The organism is Pseudomonas oryzihabitans, from assembly GCF_001518815.1.
Lineage (GTDB): Bacteria > Pseudomonadota > Gammaproteobacteria > Pseudomonadales > Pseudomonadaceae > Chryseomonas > Chryseomonas oryzihabitans_E.
The window spans coordinates 4,754,096-4,772,516 of record NZ_CP013987.1 but is presented as its reverse complement, the minus strand read 5'-3'; the positions used below and the strand labels follow the sequence as shown (position 1 = coordinate 4,772,516).

Sequence of the window (18,421 nt, the reverse complement as noted above, 5' to 3'; positions counted from 1 at the left end):
GTGTCTTCCTGACAGTCAAAGGTTTCACGTGGAACGTGGGTGCAGGCGCTGCCACCAGCGCCGCGCGGGCGCCTGCGTCTGCCAGAGGGCGAGCCATTCACCCAGGTCCTGCTGGCGTTGCCGCGGATCGATTTCCAATGCTTTACGCAATACCCGCCAGGCCGTGATGGGCATGGCATCCGGCCGTTCGGGCTCGATCTGCAGGCTACGGGCCTGCTTGGCACTGAGGCGGCGATAGGGGTGCTTGCCGGTGGCCAGTTCGTAGAGCACGCAGGCACAGGCGTACAGGTCGCCCGCCGGGGTCAGCACTCCCTCTTCAAGCAGCTCGTAAGGTGCGTAGCGCACCGTCCAGGCGTTGAGGCGACTGCGACTCAGGCGGGGTAGACCAGGTAGCAGAGCTTCGCAAGGCTGGCCGAGGCCGAAGTCGAACAGGCGCAGACCGCTAGGGGTGAGGATCACGTTGCTGGGTTTGAGGTCACCGTGCAGAACGCCGTTGGCGTGGGTGAACTGCAAAGCTTCCAGTAGCGGCAGGGCGACCTCCTGTAATTCGTTCCAGCCAAGGCCCTCGGGACGATCGCAGAGCAGCGCGTCGAGAGTCGGACCGCGCAGCAGCTCAAGGGTGATGAAGGCGCGCTCGCTGTCACGGTCGATCTCGAAGCCGTGCAGCCGAACGATGTGCGGGTGGCGTAGCCGTATGGTCAGGGCGAATTCACCGTAGAGCAGGGCGTTGGCATCGCTGTATTCGGCGAAATCGTCGTTGAGCACCTTGATCGCGACCTGGGGCGCCGGATCGCCGTACTGTTCGCGCAGGAGGTCGCGCGCGCGGTAGACGGCGCCCATGCCGCCGACGCCCAGCAAGCTTTCCAGCTGATAGCGACCGCCTAGTAATTCGGGCAAGGGCGCCAATTGACGAATGGCAGGCGCCGCACCGGTTGGGGCGAAGGCGAACTGCGTGAGACCTTCGTCGACGGCGGGATCCGGGTGGTTCATGCGACCTCCTGGGGATGGATGACAATAGCGGTGAGGTTGTCGCGCGCGGGGCCCTGAAGGACGCCATCGAGTAGTCGTTCCAGGGCCAGTACCGGTGACGGCAAGGAAAGCGCAGCGCCCAAGGCGCGCTCCTCCAGCCCGCCATGCAGGCCGTCGCTGCTGAGCAGCAGGCGATCGCCGGATTGCAGGTCGAAGCGGACGACGTCCAGCGCCACGACATTCCGGGCGCCCAGGGCCTGGGTCAGGGCGTGGGCTCGAGGGTGGCGTATCGCCTGCTGCGGGCTGAGGCCGTCGATGTCGATCAGGCGTTCCTGCAGGCGGTGGTCGCGGGTCAACTGATAGAGCTGATGCCCATGCCAGAGATAGGCACGGCTATCGCCTGCCCAGACACAGGCGGCCTGGCTATCGACGAGCAACAGCGCTACCACCGTGGTACCTATCAGTCGTGAGGTACCGTCGGCAATGACGGTAAGGTCCTGGGTGAGCCGTCGATTGATGTCGTGAAGTACCCAACGCACTTGCTCCAGGCGCTGATCGAGGCTGCCGCTCAGGGGCGTCTCGGCGAGTCGCTCGACGACCAGGCGACTGGCGCGTGCGCCATCCTGATGGCCGCCCATGCCATCGGCGACGACCCAGAGACCGTCGCTGGCACGCTCCAGCAGGGCATCCTCGTTGTGGGCGCGTACCTTGCCCGGGTGGGTACGCGCACAGCTCAGGGCCTTCGCCATCAGAGGCGCTCCGGCAGCCTGAAGCCGCGCAGGGTGGCCAGGTCGAAGGGGTTGGGGGAACGCTGGCTGGACAGCAGGTAACCGGCATGGCGACCATCCAGATCCGCCTGCACCAGCAACACGTCGCGGGCGCTGTGCTGTTGCAGCTTCATGCGATCCAGCAGACGGAACAGCGACCAGGCGCTGCCATCCTGCTCAAGGCCGACGCGCCGTCCGCCTAGCTCTTCCAGTACCAGGGTGGTCCTCAGGGCATCGTTCTGCGGCCAGCGAAAGGTGGTGGCGACGATGGGGCCATGACGATATTCCAGACGTTCCTTACCGATGTTCAGGTCGGCGCGGGTCAGATTTGGATCGAGGGAATAGGGTTCGAGCTTGAAGACGATGCCGGGCTCGGCTGGATTCTCGGCAAAGAAGCCGCGGCGGATCTGCTGGGTGCGACCCATCTGGGCGAGAAAGTCACGTGACAGCGGCAGGCTGTGACCATCGATGCTGCGCGGGCGATAGGCATCACTTTCGCTGCGGGTCACGAAGGGCTTGAGATAGGTGTCGAAAAAGGTGTCGGCTGTGCCCTGGGCCTTGAAGAACTCGCGGAAGTCGGCGAGGGAAACGTCGCTCTCGCTATCAGCCTTGAACGGATAACGCTTGTCCAGGCCGTTGCGATAGCTTGCCAGCAGCTCACTCTGGTAGCGGGCGTTAATGTAGTCGTAGGCGCCAGCGAGGATCAGGTGCCAGCTGTCGTCCACCAGCAGGCCAAGCCAGTCGTTGACCGGTGTGGGTAGACGACTGGAGGCGGCGCGCACACTGTTCAGCGCATCGCGATTGCCCGTCATGCGCGTCTTGGCCAGCTCGAAAGCGACCTGGTCCGGGACGCTGGCATGGGCCAGCCCCGCCAGTTGCTGCTGGAGGTCATTGAGCGCGGCCATGGCCGGCGCCAGGTCAGCCACCGGCGCGCCCTGGTCATCGAGCAGCCGGTTCAGGTTCTCGAAGCGATTCTGCAGACTGCGGCGCGCGGCGTCCGGCAGGGCTTCACCCTGAGCTGCTGCTTCCTGGGCAGGAGCGGCCAGACGGGTGTTGTTGCGCACCTCTACCAGAAGCTGCAGCAGTGGTGAGTTGGCCGAGGTCAGACCGGCTAGGAGCAGGGCACCCTGGTTGGCATCGCCTACCGGTTGCAGAGTGACCCGGGCGAGCGCTTCGCTCCACTGATTGGCGTAGTCGCGGAAGTAGAGCTGTTCGAGTTCCACCTGCAGGTGGCGCAGGTCCATGCCGGTGATGCCGTCGCCATCGCCCAGTACCCAGTTGTCGGCGGCTAGGTCGCGGATCACTGCCAGGCCCTGGGTGGAAAAGGTCTGGGCATAGCCCTGCCGGGTATAGAAGCCAGGGATAGGATAGTCGGCGCCTTCGAACGTGAGCGCCTGGGGACCCAGATGCTGGCTCAGGCGATAGACCGGGAGGCTGCTGGCCTGGTCGCGCAGGACGCGATAGACCACGGCGGCGAGTGACTCGCTGCGCAGCACCTGGCGGGCCTGGCTAACCAACTGGGCATCCACCGGATAGGTACCGAAGCCCTGTTCAAGCAGCCGGGCCAGGTGAGTATCCAGGCTGTTCTGGGTAAGGGCATCACCGCGATAGCGCTGCGACCAGTCGGCGGCGGCCCAGTCGCGCAAGGCGCGGGCGTCCCGGCGCTCGGGCAATTGCAGCATCAGGTAGGCACGCAGGTAACCGATCAGTCGCTCGCGGTCGCCGAGACTGCCACGGATGCGCTCCTCCAGCTGTGCCTTGAGGCGCGGCAGCAAATAGGTTTCCAGCGCCTGGTGATAGGCTGCCTCGGTGGTGGGGCGTACCGCATCGCCCTGATAGAGCCCGGTGTGCTCGCCTAGTGAGGTGGCGCCAGCCGCAGGAAAGACCTGGGTGCCAGTATAGGCATTGTCCAATATCGGCAGGACGGCACGGGCATCGGCACCAGCCTTGAGCTGGCTGCGTGCCTGTACGCCGTGCTGCGCCAGTTCACGCAGTCGTTCCAGGCGTTCGTGGTTGCTACCGAAGCTGGTCGTCCAAAGCGCTGCACCCAGGGCCAGGATAGCCAAGGCTGCGGCATAGAGACCGCGCTGCCCCCAGCTCAGGCGGCGCAGCTCACGCTGATCGAGGCCGGCCAGGGAAGCCTCGGGAAAGATCACCCGGTTGAACAGCTGGCGGATGAAGCGCGGCTGACCGCTGCGGTAGCGGGGCAACAGGGTACTGGGTAGGCCAAGCTGATCGCCGATGCCCTGGGTCTGGGCGTCGAGACTGTGGGTCAGCGCCGGGGTGCTGGTTAGGTAGAAGCCGCGGAACTGGGCGGCGCGCTGGTAGCGATTACCGGAAAAGGCCAGTTCGACGAACAGGGTGAGGCCGTCAGCCAGACGGCTCAGCTGATGGGGAAAGTCGAGGATCTGGCCGCGGCGTTGGCCGTCGCGCTCTTGGTGGATGCGCGGGATGACCTGGCTGTTGAGCCGGCGCAGCAATTCCTCGAACTCCTGGCGTAGCACACCGGGGTCAGTGCCGTCTTGGGCTTCACGAAAGGTGGTGCCCAGCACCTGCTCGCTTTCCTCGCGGGAGAGACCCTCGAAGAAGGCCTCGAAGCCAGGTAGACGATCGGCCTGGGTCAGCACCAGGTAGACGGGCACCTCGACCTTGAGTTCTCGTGCCACCTCGTGCAGCCGGGCGCGTACCTGGCGCGCCAGGGTTTCCAGGGCAACTTCGTTGCCGCCAGCCAGCTGCTCTACCGCCAGGGTGACGAGGATGCCGTTGAGCGGACGGCTACGCCGCTGGCGGCGTAGCAGCCGCAGCAGGGTCTGCCAGGCGCTGCCGTCCACTGGAGCGTCGCCCTGGGTCAGATAGCGGCCGGCGGTGTCCAGCAGCACGCCCTGTTCGGCGAAGTACCAGTCGCAATGCCGGGTGCCGCTGATGTCACGGGTCAGCCGAGAGCGCTCTGTGTTGAGCGGAAACTCCAGACCGGAGAAGTCCAGCAGCGAGGTCTTGCCTGCGCCTTCCGGACCCAGCAGCAGGTAGTGCGGCAGCTCGCGCCGCCAACGCGGGCTACGCCCCCGGTAGAGGCCGGCACCGTGCAGGGTGCGGTAGGCGGCGCGAGCACGGGTCTGCAGTTCGTGGGCCTCGCCATCGATGCGTTCGGCACGCTCCTGGTCATGCTGGCCTTCCTCGCTGGCCAGGCGCTGCCGGCGTTGGCGCTGCTGCCAGCTTTGCAGCAGTACCATGGCCAGGCCCCAGGCCAGGAATAGACCGCAAAGGGTAGCCAGGCGGTGGGTAATCGAAGCCCAAGGACTATGGCCGGCGAAGGCCAGCAGCGGACCCAGGGTCCAGACCAGGCTGCCTAGCCCTAGGACCGCCAGCAGTGTCCAGATCCAGGGGCGGCGCAGCACCCGCCCGAGTGCAGAGATGAATCCTTTCATGGGTGCGCTCCGTATCAGATTGTGGAGGGGAGGGCCGCAGGCGCGGCGACGGCAGGGCGACCGGGATAGCCCTCCAGCAGGCCGTCGCGCTGCTGCTCCAGCACCAGGCGGAAGCCGCCGTAGAGGCTGCTCAGGCAGATCAGGGTGAAGAGGCCGACCAGCCACCAGGGCACCAGCCGTATCAGTCGCCGCGGTCGGGCATCCAGTCCCTGCCAGTGCGGCGACAATTCGCGTGGAACATCGCCACGCAGCTGGCGGAGCTGCCGATAGAGGCCGTCGCGGATGGCCTCCAGCTCGACCATGCCGCGCGGCAGGACGCGGTATTTGCCTTCGAAGCCCAGGGCCAGGCAGAGGTAGAGCAATTCCAGCAGCGCGAGGTGCTTGGCCGGATTGCGACTGAGGCGTTCGAGCAGCAGGAAGAACTTCTCGCCGCCAAAGGTCTCGTTGTGAAAGCTGCTCAGCAGGCTGAACTGCGACCAGTCGCCGGCATTGCCCCAAGGGGTGGTGACCACCGCCTCGTCGACCGTGGTACAGAGGGCATAGCGCGCAGCCATGACCTCGCCGCTGTCCAGTCCATCAGCCAGGGCGCGCTGTTCGAACAGGCGCAGGCTGGCGGCCAGGCGCTCCTTGAGGACGTGCAGGTCTTCTGCGGCATAGCTCTGACGCAGACGCACTACCTCCGATAGCAGGGGGGCGGCCGCCCCTACCATGGCGTTGATGCTCGGATTCAGCGTCTCGCCTGGCCGCAGCCGGGCGGCCTGGACCATGCGTTCTTCGAGCTGGGCGTAGCGCGGGGGTTCGGCGAAATCGGTGAGCGGGCTGCGCGGGGCGGCCGGGCCCTGGCTATGGCGGCTGAGCACCACGGTCCTGTCGTCCCGACCATAGTCGGTTGAGGTATGCATGCTTAGCTCCTGATCGCCCAGAAGGCGAGATCGAGGCCCGGGAAGGTGCCGGATACATGGAAGGCGAAGCCGCCGGACTGCTCGAGCTGGGCGATGTCGGTAGCGTTGAGTTCGAGGGCGAAATAGGCCTTGTCGGTGTGGAAGGGCAGTTGGCGCGGTGCGACGGGTAGAGGCTTGAGTGCCAGCCCTGGCAGATGCAGGTTGACCAGCTGGCGGATACGCTCCACGGGGCCGACCTTGAGGTGCGCTGGCAGGCGCTGACGCAGTTCCTCGGTGCTGCACTCGGCGCCGGCGATCAGCACGAAACTGGCGTTGGCCAAGAGGCCATGGTCTTGCAGCGGTGCGACCTGGATGCCGTACTGACGCTGTTGCAGGGGCAGCGGCAGGGCGTGCTGTTCGAGCACCATGGACAGCGCCTGACGCAGGGCCTGGAACAGCGGTGCGAAGCAGCCCGCCTGATCGGCGTGGCGATAGTGCAGATCCAGATCGGGGCGCTTGTTGGCGGTCGCGAAGGTGGCCAGCTCGCCATGCAGGGCAAGCAATTCGCGAAAGAGGCTGCGCGGATGCAGTTGCTCGTACTCCAGGCAGTGCCGCAGGACCGCCTCGTGGCGATTGACCAGTTGCAGCAGCAGGAAGTCACCGATTTCCGCCGTGCCCAGGCTGCCGGCCTGGCGTAGCCGTTGCGCCAGCACCTCGCCACGATGGGCGAGCAGGGTGACGATCTCCTTGAGGCCTGCCAGCAAGAATTCTGCGGCCCGCACCTGGATGACGCTGGGGCTGAAGGAGGTATCCAATTCCAGGCTGCCGTCTGGCGCTGTCTCCAGCAGCTGGCAGACCTGCAGACGAACATAGGCGTCCAGGCGTGGGTGGTCGTCGAGCAGCAGGCGGAAATCGGGACGACCGCAGCTGACCGCCCCGGTCTCGCCAAAGCCAGCATGGGAATCGACGATCTCGCTATCGATGCTCAGATAGCGGGCGATGACGTCGTCCTGGTCGAGCGAACGGCTTTCCACGCGCTGGCCACTGCTCAGCGGCAGTGCCAGCCAGACCGCACTGTCTCGAGTAGTGGCGGGTACATCGAGGGCTAGGGGCTCGCCTTCGGCACCCAGTTCGAACAGGCTGCCATCGGGCAGGATGCCGCTGGCCTGGTTGACCACCACCTTGCCCATGGCGAGGAACTGGCGGTCGAGGTTCAGCTCGAAGAAGCCCCAGGCGGGCTCGCCGAGACGGCGGGTGCGGGTCTGCAGTTGCTGGGCGTGATAGCGGTCGCTCTGTTGGAAATGCTGCGGCCGCAGCAGCATGCCTTCCTGCCAGATCACCTTGAGCTGTTGCATGGCCTACTCCTTGCCAGCCGGATCGGCCTGGATACCGTCGGCCATAAACTTCAGACGAAGCTGGGCCAGGGCATTGGGCTTGAGCTGGATGACCTGGCGCCACTGAGTGCCGCTCAGGTTGCGATAGGCGCCGTAGATGCCGATGTAGCAACTGTCGTCTTGCACCCTGAGCTTGAGTTGCCGCGCCTCGCCGGGCCGCAGTTCAATCTCCTCCTCGGCGACCCAGTCCGGGGCAAGGGTCTGCTTGGCGTTTTCATAGAGCGCAAAAAAATCGGCGTTCTCGAAGCTGACCGGCTTCTTCAGTTCGATCAGGCGAACCACCAGCGGCGAGGGCCGCCCATTCAGATCAGGATTGAGATCGTCAGCGCCGCTCAGAATCAGGTCGAGACGGGTCGGTGCCGGGGCTGTCTGGCTGGTGCAGGCGCCCAGCAGCAGGGCCAGGCAGAGCGCGCCAAGGCGCAATAGGGTGGTCATGTCAGCGTCCTTGCTGGGTGGGTTGAAGAGTGGCGATGAGACGGACCTGGTCGGTGTAGGCCTGGGCGAAGTCCTTGGCGAACAGCCGCTCGCGCCAGTCGTCGTCCTGGCGCAGGTCGTGATACTGGCGCTGCCAGGCACGCCAGAGCTTGGCGTCACGGCCCCAGCGCAGGCGCCGGCCGTCGCGTTCCAAGCGGGCTGCGCACTGTTCGGGGGCCAACTGATCGAGCGTGGCCAGCACCGCCTGACGACTGGCCGCTACCAGTCCGACCTGATGGGCCTGCAGTTCCCGACAGGCGCGGAGCAGTGCCTGATCCGCCGGCAGCTGGCCGGCTACGTCCGGACGTAGCAGCTGCCGCAGGGCCGCATCGCCGTCAGCGGCAAACGTGAGGGGATTGTTGCCACTGTTCTGTACCGTGGTGAGTGGCAGGCGCAATTCATTGCGCGTCTCGTTGCGGGTCCGCAGGCCGCCGTGCAGGCCCTGGGTGGCCAGGCGCAGCAAATGAGCGACCTTGACCGCCAGGGCTTCGCGCGCGTCCTTGCCAAGCTCAGCAAGCTCCAGCCCCAGCGCCTCGCCGAAGGCCTTCCAGAATTCCGGTGCCTGCTGGGGTGGCGCAACGCTGGGGCGCTCCTGCTGTTGAGGGGTGGCATCCTCGACCAGCGCGGGAACCCCCAGACTGTCCAGCTCGACCCGGGCATAGTCGCTGCGGGTGCTGTCGCTGGTGAAGGAGTCCAGCCCAGCGAGTTCGTCGAGGCCGTGAGGATCGCGGCGTTCCAATGCCTGCAGCGGATCCAGTTCGAGAAAGGCATCGTCCGGGATGAGGCCATGCGGACTGGCGGGAACCTTGAAGTCGTCGGCGAAGCCGGCCGGATCGCGGATCAGCCGCGCGGCCAGGGCGAAGCTGCCCAAGGTGAAGGTCTGGCCATGCTGGATACGCCAGGGTTCGCCCTTGGACAGGCGTTGACCGTCGGCAAGTGCAATGCCGTTGCTACTCAGGTCGGTAAGGAAGTAGTCGCCGTCGCTGTAGCTGATACGGGCATGCTGATTGGACAGCACCCGCTGCGGATCGGGTAGATACCAGTCGCAGTCTTCGCTGCGGCCGATAAGTCCGCCGACGTGGCGAAAGGTCTTTTGGGTGAGCAGCCCGGGCGTGTACTCCCGGCTGCCGACCAGATCGAATACCAGTTCCATGGTGATGTCCTGTCCTAGGTGAGGCGGTGGGGCGTCTGGGGCTCGCCCAGTGGGCGATAGTCCTGCAGGTCCTTGGGCGTCGAATGGCAGGCTGCCAGGGCCAACAGGGTCATAAGCAGCAGTAGGCGAAGTGGCGAAGACATGGCGATCCCTCAGGAAAGTTGCAGGTCGGCACTGCGGATGCTCAGTCGCTGCAGGCGATAGAGCAGGGTGCGGCGCGGCAGTCCCAGCTCTTGGGCAGCCTGGGTCTGGTTGCCACGGTTCTTGCGCAGGCAGTCCACCAGCAGGCCGCGTTCGAGCTGATCCAGGCGCTCACGCAAGGTCAGGCTGCTGGTACCCGCGCCGAGCGTGGTGGGGCGAATGGCGAAGTGCTCTGGCAACAACTCGTTGCCTTCGCAGAGCAGGACGGCGCGCTCCACCAGGCCCTTGAGTTCGCGAACGTTGCCCGGAAAGGCGTGGCCCACCAGCAGGTCCAGGGCCGCGCTGGACCAGCGGCAGCGCGAGCGCTGCAGGCAGGCGCAGGCCTGGTCGGCGAAATGCCGGGCCAGCAGCGGCAGGTCTTCACCCCGCTCGCGCAGGGGTGGCAGCTGGATAGGAAAGTGGGTCAGGCGATAGTAGAGGTCTTCACGGAAGGTCCCCTGTTCGACCAGGCGCAGCAGATGGCGATGGGTAGCCGCGATGATGCGAACATCCACTCGGTGGGTCTCGGTGCTGCCCAGCGGCCGCACCTCGCCTTCCTGCAACACGCGCAGGAGCTTGGCCTGCAGGGCCAGCGGCATGTCGCCTATCTCGTCGAGAAACAGGGTGCCGCCATTGGCTGCATCGAAGAGGCCGGTGCGGTCGCGCTCGGCACCGGTAAAGGCACCCTTGCGGTAGCCGAAGAGTTCGCTTTCCAGAAGGTGCTCGGGCAGGGCGGCGCAGTTCTGTACCACGAAGGGCTGGGTGCGGCGCGAGCCACGCTCGTGGATGGCTCGGGCCACCAGCTCCTTGCCGGTTCCGGTCTCGCCGGTCAGCAGCACGGTGATGGAGGTATGCAGTATCTTGCCGATCAGCCGATGGACCTGCCGCATGGCGTCGCCGTTGCCGATCATGCCGAAGCCATCGGCTGTCGCAGCCGCTGTAACGGGTAGCGCTGCGGCGCTCGTCATGGGCGCCGCCTGGGCCCGCTCCAGCAGCTGGCTCTGCGCCAGGGCGAAGCGGCCGAGCGCCGTCAGGAGTTCGGCATGGTCTTCCAGCAATCGAGTGGTGCGACTGGCCTGCACCAGCAAGCCCTCGACGTGGCCGGTAGGACCGCTCAAGGGAAGGCAGCCAAGACTGCGCCAGCCTTCGCCGGGCAGGAAGGCGGAGGCGTGTAGCAGTGGATCCAGTTCGCGCAGGTGCAGACTGCGATTCTGTGTCAGGCAGTACTGCAGCAGGCTTTCCTGTTCCAGAGGCAGCGCTTCGCCGGTCAGGGCGGCGGTGCCATCCAGGCTCTGGGCGAGCCTTACCAATTGAGTATGGGTGGCGTCGAGGCGGTAGTACTGCACCAGGTCGAGGCGGCTCAGCCGGCAGATACCGTCGACCAGGGCCGTTGCGAGCGACGTGGGATCATCGAGTTGTGCCAGTTCGAGGAACAGCGGCAGGACGGCGTCCGGGGCGCTGGGCAAGTTCATGCCGCCACCTCGCACTGCAGCTCGCCTTCGGGAGTGATGTCGAGGTGCAGCTGGCGCAGGGTCCGCCCCAGGGCCAAAGCCTCGAGCAGACGATCAGTCAACGGCGGCAGTACCCGCTGCTCCAGCAACAGATCGATCCGGCGGGCGCCGCTGTCATCATCCTGGCAACGCGTCGCCAGGTCGTCCAGCAGTGCCGGAGCATAGCTGAAGGCGACGCGCCGTGCAGCCAGGCGTAGACCGACCCGCGCCAGTTTCTGTACCACCAGTTCGCGCAACTGGTCGGTGTCCAGCGGGTAGTAGGGCACCACACGCAGGCGTGCCAGCAGCGCCGGCTTGAAATGGTGTGTCAGGATGGGGCGGATGCTTTCGGTAAGGCTAGCCACATCTGGCCGCCCGCTCGCGCACAGCCGCTGGATCTCGGCGCTGGCCAGGTTGGAGGTGAGCAGGAAGAGCACGTTGCGGAAGTCGATCTGACGGCCTTCGCTGTCGGTGGCCTGGCCGCGGTCGAAGATCTGATAGAAGAGGTTGAGTACCTCGGGATCAGCCTTTTCCACCTCATCCAGCAAGACCACCGAATAGGGCTGACGACGGACGGCTTCGGTGAGCAGGCCGCCTTCGCCATAGCCGACATAGCCGGGCGGAGCACCGATCAGGCGTGACACGCTGTGCTTCTCGGCGAACTCCGACAGGTTGAGGGTGGTGAGAAAGCGCTCGCCGCCATAGAGCAGGTCGGCCAGGGCCAGGGCGGTTTCGGTCTTGCCGACGCCACTGGGTCCGACCAGCAGGAAGACGCCGACGGGTGCCTCGGGCGCGTTGAGACCAGCTGCGGCGGCGCGCAGGGCGCGATCCAGCGCGACCACCGCCTGCTCCTGGCCGCGCAGGCGCCCACGCAGGTCGCTGGCGAAGCTGGCAAGACGCTGATCATGACGGCGGGCGAGCTGGTCGACCGGAAGGCCGGTCCAGTCTCCTATCACCTCTGCGACCAGCTGCGGGCAGACCTCCAGACTGACCAGGCGCTGACCCTGCCGCTGCAAGCTTTCCAGTTCGGCCTGGGTAGCGGCCAGTTCTTCGCGGGTACCAGTAGCGCGCAGCGCCAGGATGCGTTCTGCCAGCGTCTTCTGGCGTTCCCACTCGGCTTGCAGGGCTGCAGCTGCCAGACGCTCACGCTCCAGCGTGGCAATAAGGTGCTCCAGGGTGGCGGGCTCGACGGGCAGATCGTGACCGGTATCGCGCTGGAGCGCGTCGAGGGCGCGCTCGGTAGCCGCCAGGCGGGCGCGTGATTCTTCCAGCGCTGCGGGTGGACTGGACAGGCTGATACGGACACGGGCGCAGCAGGTGTCGAGTACGTCCACCGCCTTGTCCGGCAACTGGCGATCGCTGAGATAGCGAGCAGCCAGTTCGGCAGCGGCGACCACGGCATCGTCACGCAGATAGACGCCGTGGCTGGCCGCATAGGTAGGCGCCAGGCCGCGCAGGGCGGTGATGGCGGCGGCAATGTCGAGCTCATCCAGCTTCACCGGTTGAAAGCGCCGCGCCAGGGCTGGATCCTTTTCGAAGTACTTCCTGTACTCGCCCCAGGTGGTGGCGGCGATGGTGCGCAATTCGCCCCGGGCCAGGGCCGGTTTCAGCAAATTGGCCGCGTCCGAGCCACCGCTTTGGCCGCCGGCGCCGATCAGGGTATGGGCCTCATCGATGAACAGGATGATCTGTTGCGGCGCCTGGCGTACAGCCTCGAGCACGCCCTGCAAGCGGCGCTCGAACTCGCCCTTGACGCTGGCGCCGGCCTGGAGCAGGCCGAGATCGAGAGTACGTACCTCCACCCGTCGCAGGCTGTCGGGCACTTCGCCGGCCGCGATGCGCAGCGCCAGCCCCTCGACGATGGCGGTCTTGCCGACTCCGGCTTCGCCCACCACGATGGGATTGTTCTTGCGCCGCCGCGAGAGGATATCCACCAGCTGGCGAATCTCCGCCTCGCGCCCTAGCACCGGATCTATGTGACCGGCACGGGCCTGCGCGCTGAGATCATGGGTGAAACGGCTCAGCGGCGACTCACCGGTGAGCGGCGCCGTCGCTGGTAGCTGCGTTTTGACGAAGTCCAGGAGTTGTGCGGCGTCCACCTGCTCCAGCAGGCGACCATAGCGAGTCCCCAGGTGGCGTTCGGGATGCCGCAGCAGGGCCAGCAGCAGAGCGGCGGCGCCAACCTCCGGCTGCTCCAGCTCAAGACGGGCAAGTAGTACGGCATCCTGCAACCACAACAGGAGCTCAGGGGCGAATACCGGATCGCCCCCTTCACCATTGCCCGGGCGAAGTTGCAAGGCAGCGGCGAAGTCCGCGAGGTCGACGTCGGCAGCGCTCAGGGCGCGATCGAGTAGACCGTCACGGGACTCCAGCAGCACGGCCAGCAGGTCTTCGACGAGGATCTGTCGACCGCCTCGGTGAACACAGCGTTGCGCCGCCTGTTCCAGGTCCTGCCGTGTCGCAGCGGACAGGCTGTTGATGAGGTGTTGCAGGTCCAGAGTGAGCATGTCGATCGTCCTTGATTAACGGTTGCAGGCCAGGGTGACCTGACCCTTGGCGTGGCCGAGGCCGAGCCAGGTGGTCCAACCCAACCGGCAGGGGCTGGCGTCATCCAGGCGCCATTCCTGCAGCGCATCCCGGCGCAGGTGCAGGCAGAGGTCATGGTCCAGCGGGTCGCGCAGGATGAAGCGCAGCAGGGCGCGCAAGGCGGTGTAGTGGGCGCCGGCGGGCAGGAAGGCATGAAAGGCGTTCCAGTCCAGCTCGAGCAGGTGCAGACGGAACTTGCCACCGCGATCACGCACCTGCACACCCAAGACCCCGGTCTGGCCGAGTCGGGCAGTGGCTTGGCCCAGGCGTGAGTGCTGCTCGGCGGGAATGGTTACCGTGCGCTCCAGGCATTGCTCCAGGTGCAGCGCGTGCTGCTCGAAGTAGTAGCGCAGCACGGCCTCGATAAGTGCCGCCGAATGCACCTTGAGACTGAGCAGGCCGAGATAGGGCAGCAGGCGCTTCCAGTTCAGTTCCGGCGCCTGGCGCAGACTGCTGTCGCCCAAGCCGATGAGACTGAACAGCCGAGCGGACAACTCGTCGCGCGCGGCTTCGCGAAAGCGGGCGTGATAGCGGTATTTGCGCCAGATCGGTAGCAGCAGGCGATGCAGCCGATGGTTGAACAGATCAAGAAAGTCGCGGGTGGTGCGACCCGGCTCACCATCGCCGAGTGCCTGCTCGCTGTAGAAGGCGGGCAGCGGCGAACCGCTGCCCATCAGCGCGACTAGGTTGAGTTGCAGGCGTGCGCGTAGGCCGTCGGCCGCCTCGATGAACTCCAGGCGTTCGATATCGCTGCCGGGAAAGGCCAGGCTGGGATTGCCATGGAACTCCAGACGCTCATAGAGCTGGTCTTCAGTGAGCGCTGGCGCCAGGCGCTGCAACTGTCCAAGCACCTGCCCGATACCCTGGAACAGCGAGTACTCGCGAATGTCGCGGCACAGGGCTGAGCGATTCAGATCAGCGGCTGCTGACCCATGCGCGGTGTCCATAGATACACCTCTCCCTGCAGGCTGCGAACGCTGAGTTGATGGAAGGAGTTCAGGCTGGCGTAGAGCGCGAAGAACTCGTTGAGCACGCTGGCGAACAGGTACAGCTCGCCTTCGCTGCGAAAGCCACTGGCATCCATGTCCAACTGGGTGGCTATGCCGCGGATCGGCAGGCCCCGGTAGAGACGATCCACCGGGCGATGGCTGATGCTCCGCAGTGCGGCTAGGCGCTGGCGGCTGACGCGCTCGGCCTGGCGGTCGTGCTGGCGGGGCAGGTCGTAACTGGCCAGCACCGTGCGCAGCGCCGCCACGTCGGTGAGCGACAGATAGTTGAGCGACAGGTTGGAGACCAGCTGCCACAGTCGGTCGCCGGACAGCACCGGCGCGTGACTGGCGGTCGGCCTGGCCAGGTTGCGAAAGACCAGGCCGCCCGGGGTGCTCTCGGTGGGCAGGCAAAGGTCGCCGGCGCGCAGCCGCTGAGGCAGGTTCTGGTTGGTGCAGGTCAGCTCGATGGACAGGGTGTCCTGGTCGGCGCTTGCCTCACCAAAGGCCAGGTAGGTATCGATGCCGCTGTGCAGCAGCGCGGTGCGCTGGCGCACCGCATAGTGCGGTCGACGCTTCTGGCCACCAAAGCTCAGGTCATGGGCGAAGGATTCGAAGGGTAGATAGTCACGATGGCCCAGGCCGCCTGGTTGCCAGCCGGTCACCCGCTCCACGGCAAAGACGCCCAGATGCTCGCGGCCATGGCCAGCCGGGAACAGTGGGTATTCGTCCCGCTTGCCGTCGAGCCGAATCGGCAGGGCATCATGACGGAACAGATTGACCACCGGTACGCAGTGCAGCCGAAGATTGTCACGCGTGGGCAGGCGCGGTTGCCGGGCGATTCGGGTGATATCGAAGCGCAACGTCAGGCCCTGTGCTTGGCGACGCACGCTGTCCGGCAGCGTGCGTAGTACCGTGAGCCCCTGAATCGAGACAAAGAGGAATTTCTCCGGGAAGGCGAAGTATTCCTGTAGGTGCCGATAGCCGCGGAAGGCATTGGGCGGATAGGGCAGGAGTGCCTCTTCTTCACCGAAACCCAGGGGTTGAATCTGGTCGATGGCGAGCGACAGGGCACGCTCGCGACCGTGCTCATCGGTCAGCGGTTGGCCCGCAGCGTCCACGGGAACCAGGGTCAAGCCGGCCAGGTTGTGCAGCAGTGCAAGATAAAGATCTTGGCTGAGCGTACGGTCACCAGCCAAGTGCAGTGGCAGCTGACACAGATCCAGGTCTTCCAGGGTGCCACTGCCGGTGATTCCCAAGCGTAGCGTCATGCACGCGCCTGCGCCTTGCTGAGCAAAGCTCAATTCATCCACCCGTAGCGGCTGGATGTCGATGCCGAAGCAGGTACGAAAGCGGCAGCTCACCTCATCCAGCGGTCTGGATTCCACTTCCGTTCCACGTGGAACCGCGACTGCTACGCCAGGTGCAGGCAGCGACTCGAATTCAAGGATGGCGCAGCTCGGTAGTGGCCTGAGGTAATGCGGCCAGAGCAAATTGAGCAGCGAATGGGTCAGCTCTGGCAGTTCGTCGTCGAGCTTTTGTCGTAGCCGACCAGTGAGAAAGGCGAAGCCCTCCAACAGCCGCTCGACATCTGGATCCTGGCCACCCTGGCTAAGGAAGGGCGCGAGGGCAGGATTACGCTCGGCGAAGCGTGCCCCCAACTGGCGCAATTCCGCCAGTTCGCTCTGGTAGTAGTGATTGAAGGACATGGACCTATCCCTGATTGACCCTGACCTGACCGCTGCCATCCAGGCTGGCGGTGAAACGGATGGGACGACGCTGGCCGTCAAGTTCGAGCTGGCCTTCCAGTGCAAAGGCCAGGGTGGTGCCTTCCCGCGGCAAGGGCAGGACCTTCACCTCGGACAAGCGTGGCTCATAGGCGGCGACGAAATGCTCGATGGCCAGGCATGCCCGCTGTAGCGAATCGTGCAGCGACAGCCGCAGGTCGTTGAGATCGGGCAGTCCGTAATCGGCCTGAATTGGTACGCTGCCGGCACGAGTACTGAGCATCTTCGCCAGGTGCCCGGCTACCGAGGTGCTCAGGGCTTCGAAGGGCGAACCCTGGGCGCGCGTGCCGGCCAGGCGTTCGAACAGACTGCCGTGGCTCATGGCCCGTTACTCCTTGTCCAGCTTGCCGACCAGCGACAGGGTGAAATCGGCGCCCTGATACTTGAAGTGCGGCCGCACACTCAGACCCACGCGGAACCAGCCCGGGTTGCCCTCGACATCGCTGACGCGAATGCTGGCTGAGCGCAACGGTCGGCGCCCGCGCACCTCGGCGCTGGGATTCTCCTGGTCGGCAACGAACTGGCGGATCCATTTGTTGAGTTCCAGTTCGAGATCGGTACGTTCCTTGGTGCCGCCCAGTTGCTCGCGCTGCAGTACTTTCAGGTAGTGCGCCAGGCGGCTGACGATGAACAGATAGGGCAACTGGGTGCCAAGCTTGTAGTTCAGCTCGGCGGCGCGACCTTCTTCGCTATTACCGTAGACCTTGGGCTTCTGCGTCGAGCAGGCGGAGAAGAAGGCGGCGTTGTCGCTGCCCTTGCGCATGGTCAGGGCAATGAAGCCGGCATCGGCCAGTTCGTATTCGCGGCGATCGGAAATCAACACCTCGGTAGGGATCTTGGTCTCGATCTCACCCATGCTCTCGAAGTGATGCAGCGGCAGGTCCTCGACGGCGCCGCCGCTTTGGGGGCCAACGATGTTCGGGCACCAGCGGTACTTGGCGAAGCTGTGGGTCAGGCGGGTGGCGAAGGCGTAGGCGGTATTGCCCCAGAGATAATGGCCGTGGCTCTGACTGACGTTCTCGCGATAGGCGAAGGTCTTGACCGGATTCTCCTCCGGATCATAGGGCGTCCGCAGCAGAAAGCGTGGCAGGGTCAGGCCGATATACCGGGCGTCTTCCTGCTCCCGGAAACTCTGCCACTTGGCGAATTGCGGACCATCGAAGTGATCCTTGAGATCCTTCAGGTCGGGCAGACCGGTAAAGCTTTCCAGGCCGAAGAAGCGTGGCCCGGCCGCAGCAATGAAGGGCGCATGGGCCATGGCCGAGACCGCCGCCACCTGTTGCAGGGTGCGAATGTCCGGCGCGGTGGGGTCGAAGTCGTAGTTGGCGATGATAGCGCCGACCGGCTCGCCGCCGAACTGACCGAATTCGGCCGTGTAGACGTGCTTGTAGAGGCCTGACTGGACGATGTCCGGGGAGTCCTCGAAATCTTCCAGCAGATCCTGCTTGGAAACGCTGAGCATCTCGATCCGGTTGTTTTCGCGGAAGTCGGTACGGTCCACCAGTAGACGCAGGCCGCGCCAGGCGGCTTCCAGGGACTGGAACGCTTCGTGGTGCAGGATCTCGTCGACCTGCCGGCTGAGCTTCTCGTCGATCTCCGCGATCATCCGGTCGACCAGCGCCTTCTTTACCGGCTGCTGGGCATTGTGCGGCTTGAGCAATTCCTCGATGAAGGCGGAGATGCCGCGCCTGGCTACGCCATAGCCTTCGTCATGGGGCGCCAGGCGGGTCTCGGCGATGATGCGATCGAGAATGCCGCTGTCTGCGGCGCTGTGGGCAGGATGCTGCTGGAGCAGGGTATCGGTCATGGTGGTCATCCTGATCAGAGGTCTTGATTCGGCAAGCCGAGTTCGCCGAGCACCGTCTCCCGGGCGACCGGATCGGCCAGCACCTGTTCGATGGCCTTGCGGAAGGCCGGGGCATTGCCAAGCGGACCCTTGAGGGCGACCAGAGCGTCGCGCAGATCCATCAGTTGCTTGAGTTCGGGGACCTGTTGCACCAGGCGCGCCGGACTGAAGTCGGCCATCGCCTTGAGGTCGAGCCGTACGGCCAGATCCTCTTCGCTGCCGTCCTGCAGGCGATTGGGCACGGCCAGGGTCAGGCCCAGCTGCTGCTTGGCCATGACCTCGTCGAAGTTGTCCTTGTCCACGGCCACCAGCTTGCGGTCCTCCAACTTGCGGTCGTCGGCGCGCTGGGTGAAGTCGCCCAGCACCATGAGCTTGAGGGGCAGTTCCAGTTCTTCTTCGGCACCGCCGCTGGCGGGACGAACCGTGACGTTGATGCGTTCTTTCAGGGCAACCGAGCCTTCTTTGGCCATGTGTTTCTCCTTG

General features: G+C 65.4%; 15 protein-coding genes. All 15 read right to left on the bottom strand.

What is annotated here, in order from left to right; translation table 11 throughout:
- Positions 1-24: 24 nt before the first annotated feature.
- From APT59_RS21700 to tssB, 15 genes are read right to left on the bottom strand one after another with little or no spacing between them, the layout of a single operon-like run.
- Positions 25-990, bottom strand: coding sequence for a serine/threonine-protein kinase (locus APT59_RS21700; protein ID WP_059316738.1), 966 nt, complete (start codon positions 988-990; stop codon positions 25-27).
- Positions 987-1,718 carry a PP2C family protein-serine/threonine phosphatase gene (locus APT59_RS21695; protein ID WP_059316737.1) on the bottom strand — a complete coding sequence of 244 codons (732 nt, stop codon included), beginning with the start codon at positions 1,716-1,718 and terminating at the stop codon, positions 987-989. Before APT59_RS21695 ends, APT59_RS21700 begins: the two co-directional genes overlap by 4 nt.
- Positions 1,718-5,161, bottom strand: a complete 3,444-nt coding sequence (gene tssM / locus APT59_RS21690; RefSeq protein ID WP_059316736.1) for a type VI secretion system membrane subunit TssM — start codon at positions 5,159-5,161, stop codon at positions 1,718-1,720. Before tssM ends, APT59_RS21695 begins: the two co-directional genes overlap by 1 nt.
- Positions 5,162-5,175: 14 nt before the next feature.
- Positions 5,176-6,063 (bottom strand): type IVB secretion system protein IcmH/DotU, encoded by an 888-nt coding sequence (gene icmH, locus APT59_RS21685; protein WP_059316735.1) that lies wholly within the window; start codon positions 6,061-6,063, stop codon positions 5,176-5,178.
- Positions 6,064-6,065: 2 nt separating this feature from the next.
- Entirely contained in the window at positions 6,066-7,397 is a 1,332-nt protein-coding gene (gene tssK, locus APT59_RS21680; RefSeq protein ID WP_059316734.1) for a type VI secretion system baseplate subunit TssK, read from the bottom strand.
- Positions 7,398-7,400: 3 nt separating this feature from the next.
- Entirely contained in the window at positions 7,401-7,871 is a 471-nt protein-coding gene (tssJ, locus tag APT59_RS21675; RefSeq protein ID WP_059316733.1) for a type VI secretion system lipoprotein TssJ, read from the bottom strand.
- A 1-nt stretch (position 7,872) separates the two neighbouring features.
- The gene (gene tagH / locus APT59_RS21670; RefSeq protein ID WP_059316732.1) at positions 7,873-9,063 is read right to left on the bottom strand and encodes a type VI secretion system-associated FHA domain protein TagH; all 1,191 of its coding nucleotides are present in this window, start codon (positions 9,061-9,063) and stop codon (positions 7,873-7,875) included.
- A gap of 14 nt (positions 9,064-9,077) precedes the next feature.
- The gene (locus tag APT59_RS22500) at positions 9,078-9,206 is read right to left on the bottom strand and encodes a type VI secretion protein (RefSeq protein WP_156428982.1); all 129 of its coding nucleotides are present in this window, start codon (positions 9,204-9,206) and stop codon (positions 9,078-9,080) included.
- Between the two features lie 9 nt (positions 9,207-9,215).
- A complete protein-coding gene (locus tag APT59_RS21665) occupies positions 9,216-10,715 on the bottom strand; it encodes a sigma-54 interaction domain-containing protein (protein WP_059316731.1) in 1,500 nt (499 codons plus the stop codon).
- On the bottom strand, positions 10,712-13,240 hold the full coding sequence (gene tssH / locus APT59_RS21660; RefSeq protein ID WP_059316730.1) for a type VI secretion system ATPase TssH: 2,529 nt from the start codon (positions 13,238-13,240) through the stop codon (positions 10,712-10,714). Before tssH ends, APT59_RS21665 begins: the two co-directional genes overlap by 4 nt.
- Positions 13,241-13,255: 15 nt before the next feature.
- Positions 13,256-14,266, bottom strand: coding sequence for a type VI secretion system baseplate subunit TssG (tssG, locus tag APT59_RS21655; protein ID WP_059316729.1), 1,011 nt, complete (start codon positions 14,264-14,266; stop codon positions 13,256-13,258).
- Positions 14,230-16,014, bottom strand: a complete 1,785-nt coding sequence (gene tssF / locus APT59_RS21650; RefSeq protein ID WP_059316728.1) for a type VI secretion system baseplate subunit TssF — start codon at positions 16,012-16,014, stop codon at positions 14,230-14,232. The genes tssG and tssF overlap by 37 nt, the downstream gene beginning before the upstream one ends.
- A 4-nt stretch (positions 16,015-16,018) precedes the next feature.
- Positions 16,019-16,414 (bottom strand): type VI secretion system baseplate subunit TssE, encoded by a 396-nt coding sequence (tssE, locus tag APT59_RS21645; RefSeq protein WP_059316727.1) that lies wholly within the window; start codon positions 16,412-16,414, stop codon positions 16,019-16,021.
- A 6-nt stretch (positions 16,415-16,420) separates the two neighbouring features.
- Positions 16,421-17,899: a type VI secretion system contractile sheath large subunit gene (gene tssC, locus APT59_RS21640; RefSeq protein WP_237140553.1), complete on the bottom strand. Its 1,479-nt coding sequence runs from the start codon at positions 17,897-17,899 to the stop codon at positions 16,421-16,423.
- 14 nt (positions 17,900-17,913) lie between these two features.
- Entirely contained in the window at positions 17,914-18,408 is a 495-nt protein-coding gene (tssB, locus tag APT59_RS21635) for a type VI secretion system contractile sheath small subunit (protein ID WP_059316725.1), read from the bottom strand.
- Positions 18,409-18,421: the final 13 nt, after the last annotated feature.

Bases quoted from the DNA above. Each gene is read 5' to 3' on its own strand.
- tssC (WP_237140553.1), bottom strand. From the start codon at position 17,899: ATGACCGATACCCTGCTCCAGCAGCATCCTGCCCACAGCGCCGCAGAC.
- tagH (WP_059316732.1), bottom strand. From the start codon at position 9,063: ATGGAACTGGTATTCGATCTGGTCGGCAGCCGGGAGTACACGCCCGGG.
- icmH (WP_059316735.1), bottom strand. From the start codon at position 6,063: ATGCATACCTCAACCGACTATGGTCGGGACGACAGGACCGTGGTGCTC.
- APT59_RS22500 (WP_156428982.1), bottom strand. From the start codon at position 9,206: ATGTCTTCGCCACTTCGCCTACTGCTGCTTATGACCCTGTTGGCCCTG.
- tssJ (WP_059316733.1), bottom strand. From the start codon at position 7,871: ATGACCACCCTATTGCGCCTTGGCGCGCTCTGCCTGGCCCTGCTGCTG.
- tssH (WP_059316730.1), bottom strand. From the start codon at position 13,240: ATGCTCACTCTGGACCTGCAACACCTCATCAACAGCCTGTCCGCTGCG.
- tssK (WP_059316734.1), bottom strand. From the start codon at position 7,397: ATGCAACAGCTCAAGGTGATCTGGCAGGAAGGCATGCTGCTGCGGCCG.
- tssF (WP_059316728.1), bottom strand. From the start codon at position 16,014: ATGTCCTTCAATCACTACTACCAGAGCGAACTGGCGGAATTGCGCCAG.
- APT59_RS21700 (WP_059316738.1), bottom strand. From the start codon at position 990: ATGAACCACCCGGATCCCGCCGTCGACGAAGGTCTCACGCAGTTCGCC.
- tssG (WP_059316729.1), bottom strand. From the start codon at position 14,266: ATGGACACCGCGCATGGGTCAGCAGCCGCTGATCTGAATCGCTCAGCC.
- tssM (WP_059316736.1), bottom strand. From the start codon at position 5,161: ATGAAAGGATTCATCTCTGCACTCGGGCGGGTGCTGCGCCGCCCCTGG.
- APT59_RS21665 (WP_059316731.1), bottom strand. From the start codon at position 10,715: ATGAACTTGCCCAGCGCCCCGGACGCCGTCCTGCCGCTGTTCCTCGAA.
- tssE (WP_059316727.1), bottom strand. From the start codon at position 16,414: ATGAGCCACGGCAGTCTGTTCGAACGCCTGGCCGGCACGCGCGCCCAG.
- tssB (WP_059316725.1), bottom strand. From the start codon at position 18,408: ATGGCCAAAGAAGGCTCGGTTGCCCTGAAAGAACGCATCAACGTCACG.
- APT59_RS21695 (WP_059316737.1), bottom strand. From the start codon at position 1,718: ATGGCGAAGGCCCTGAGCTGTGCGCGTACCCACCCGGGCAAGGTACGC.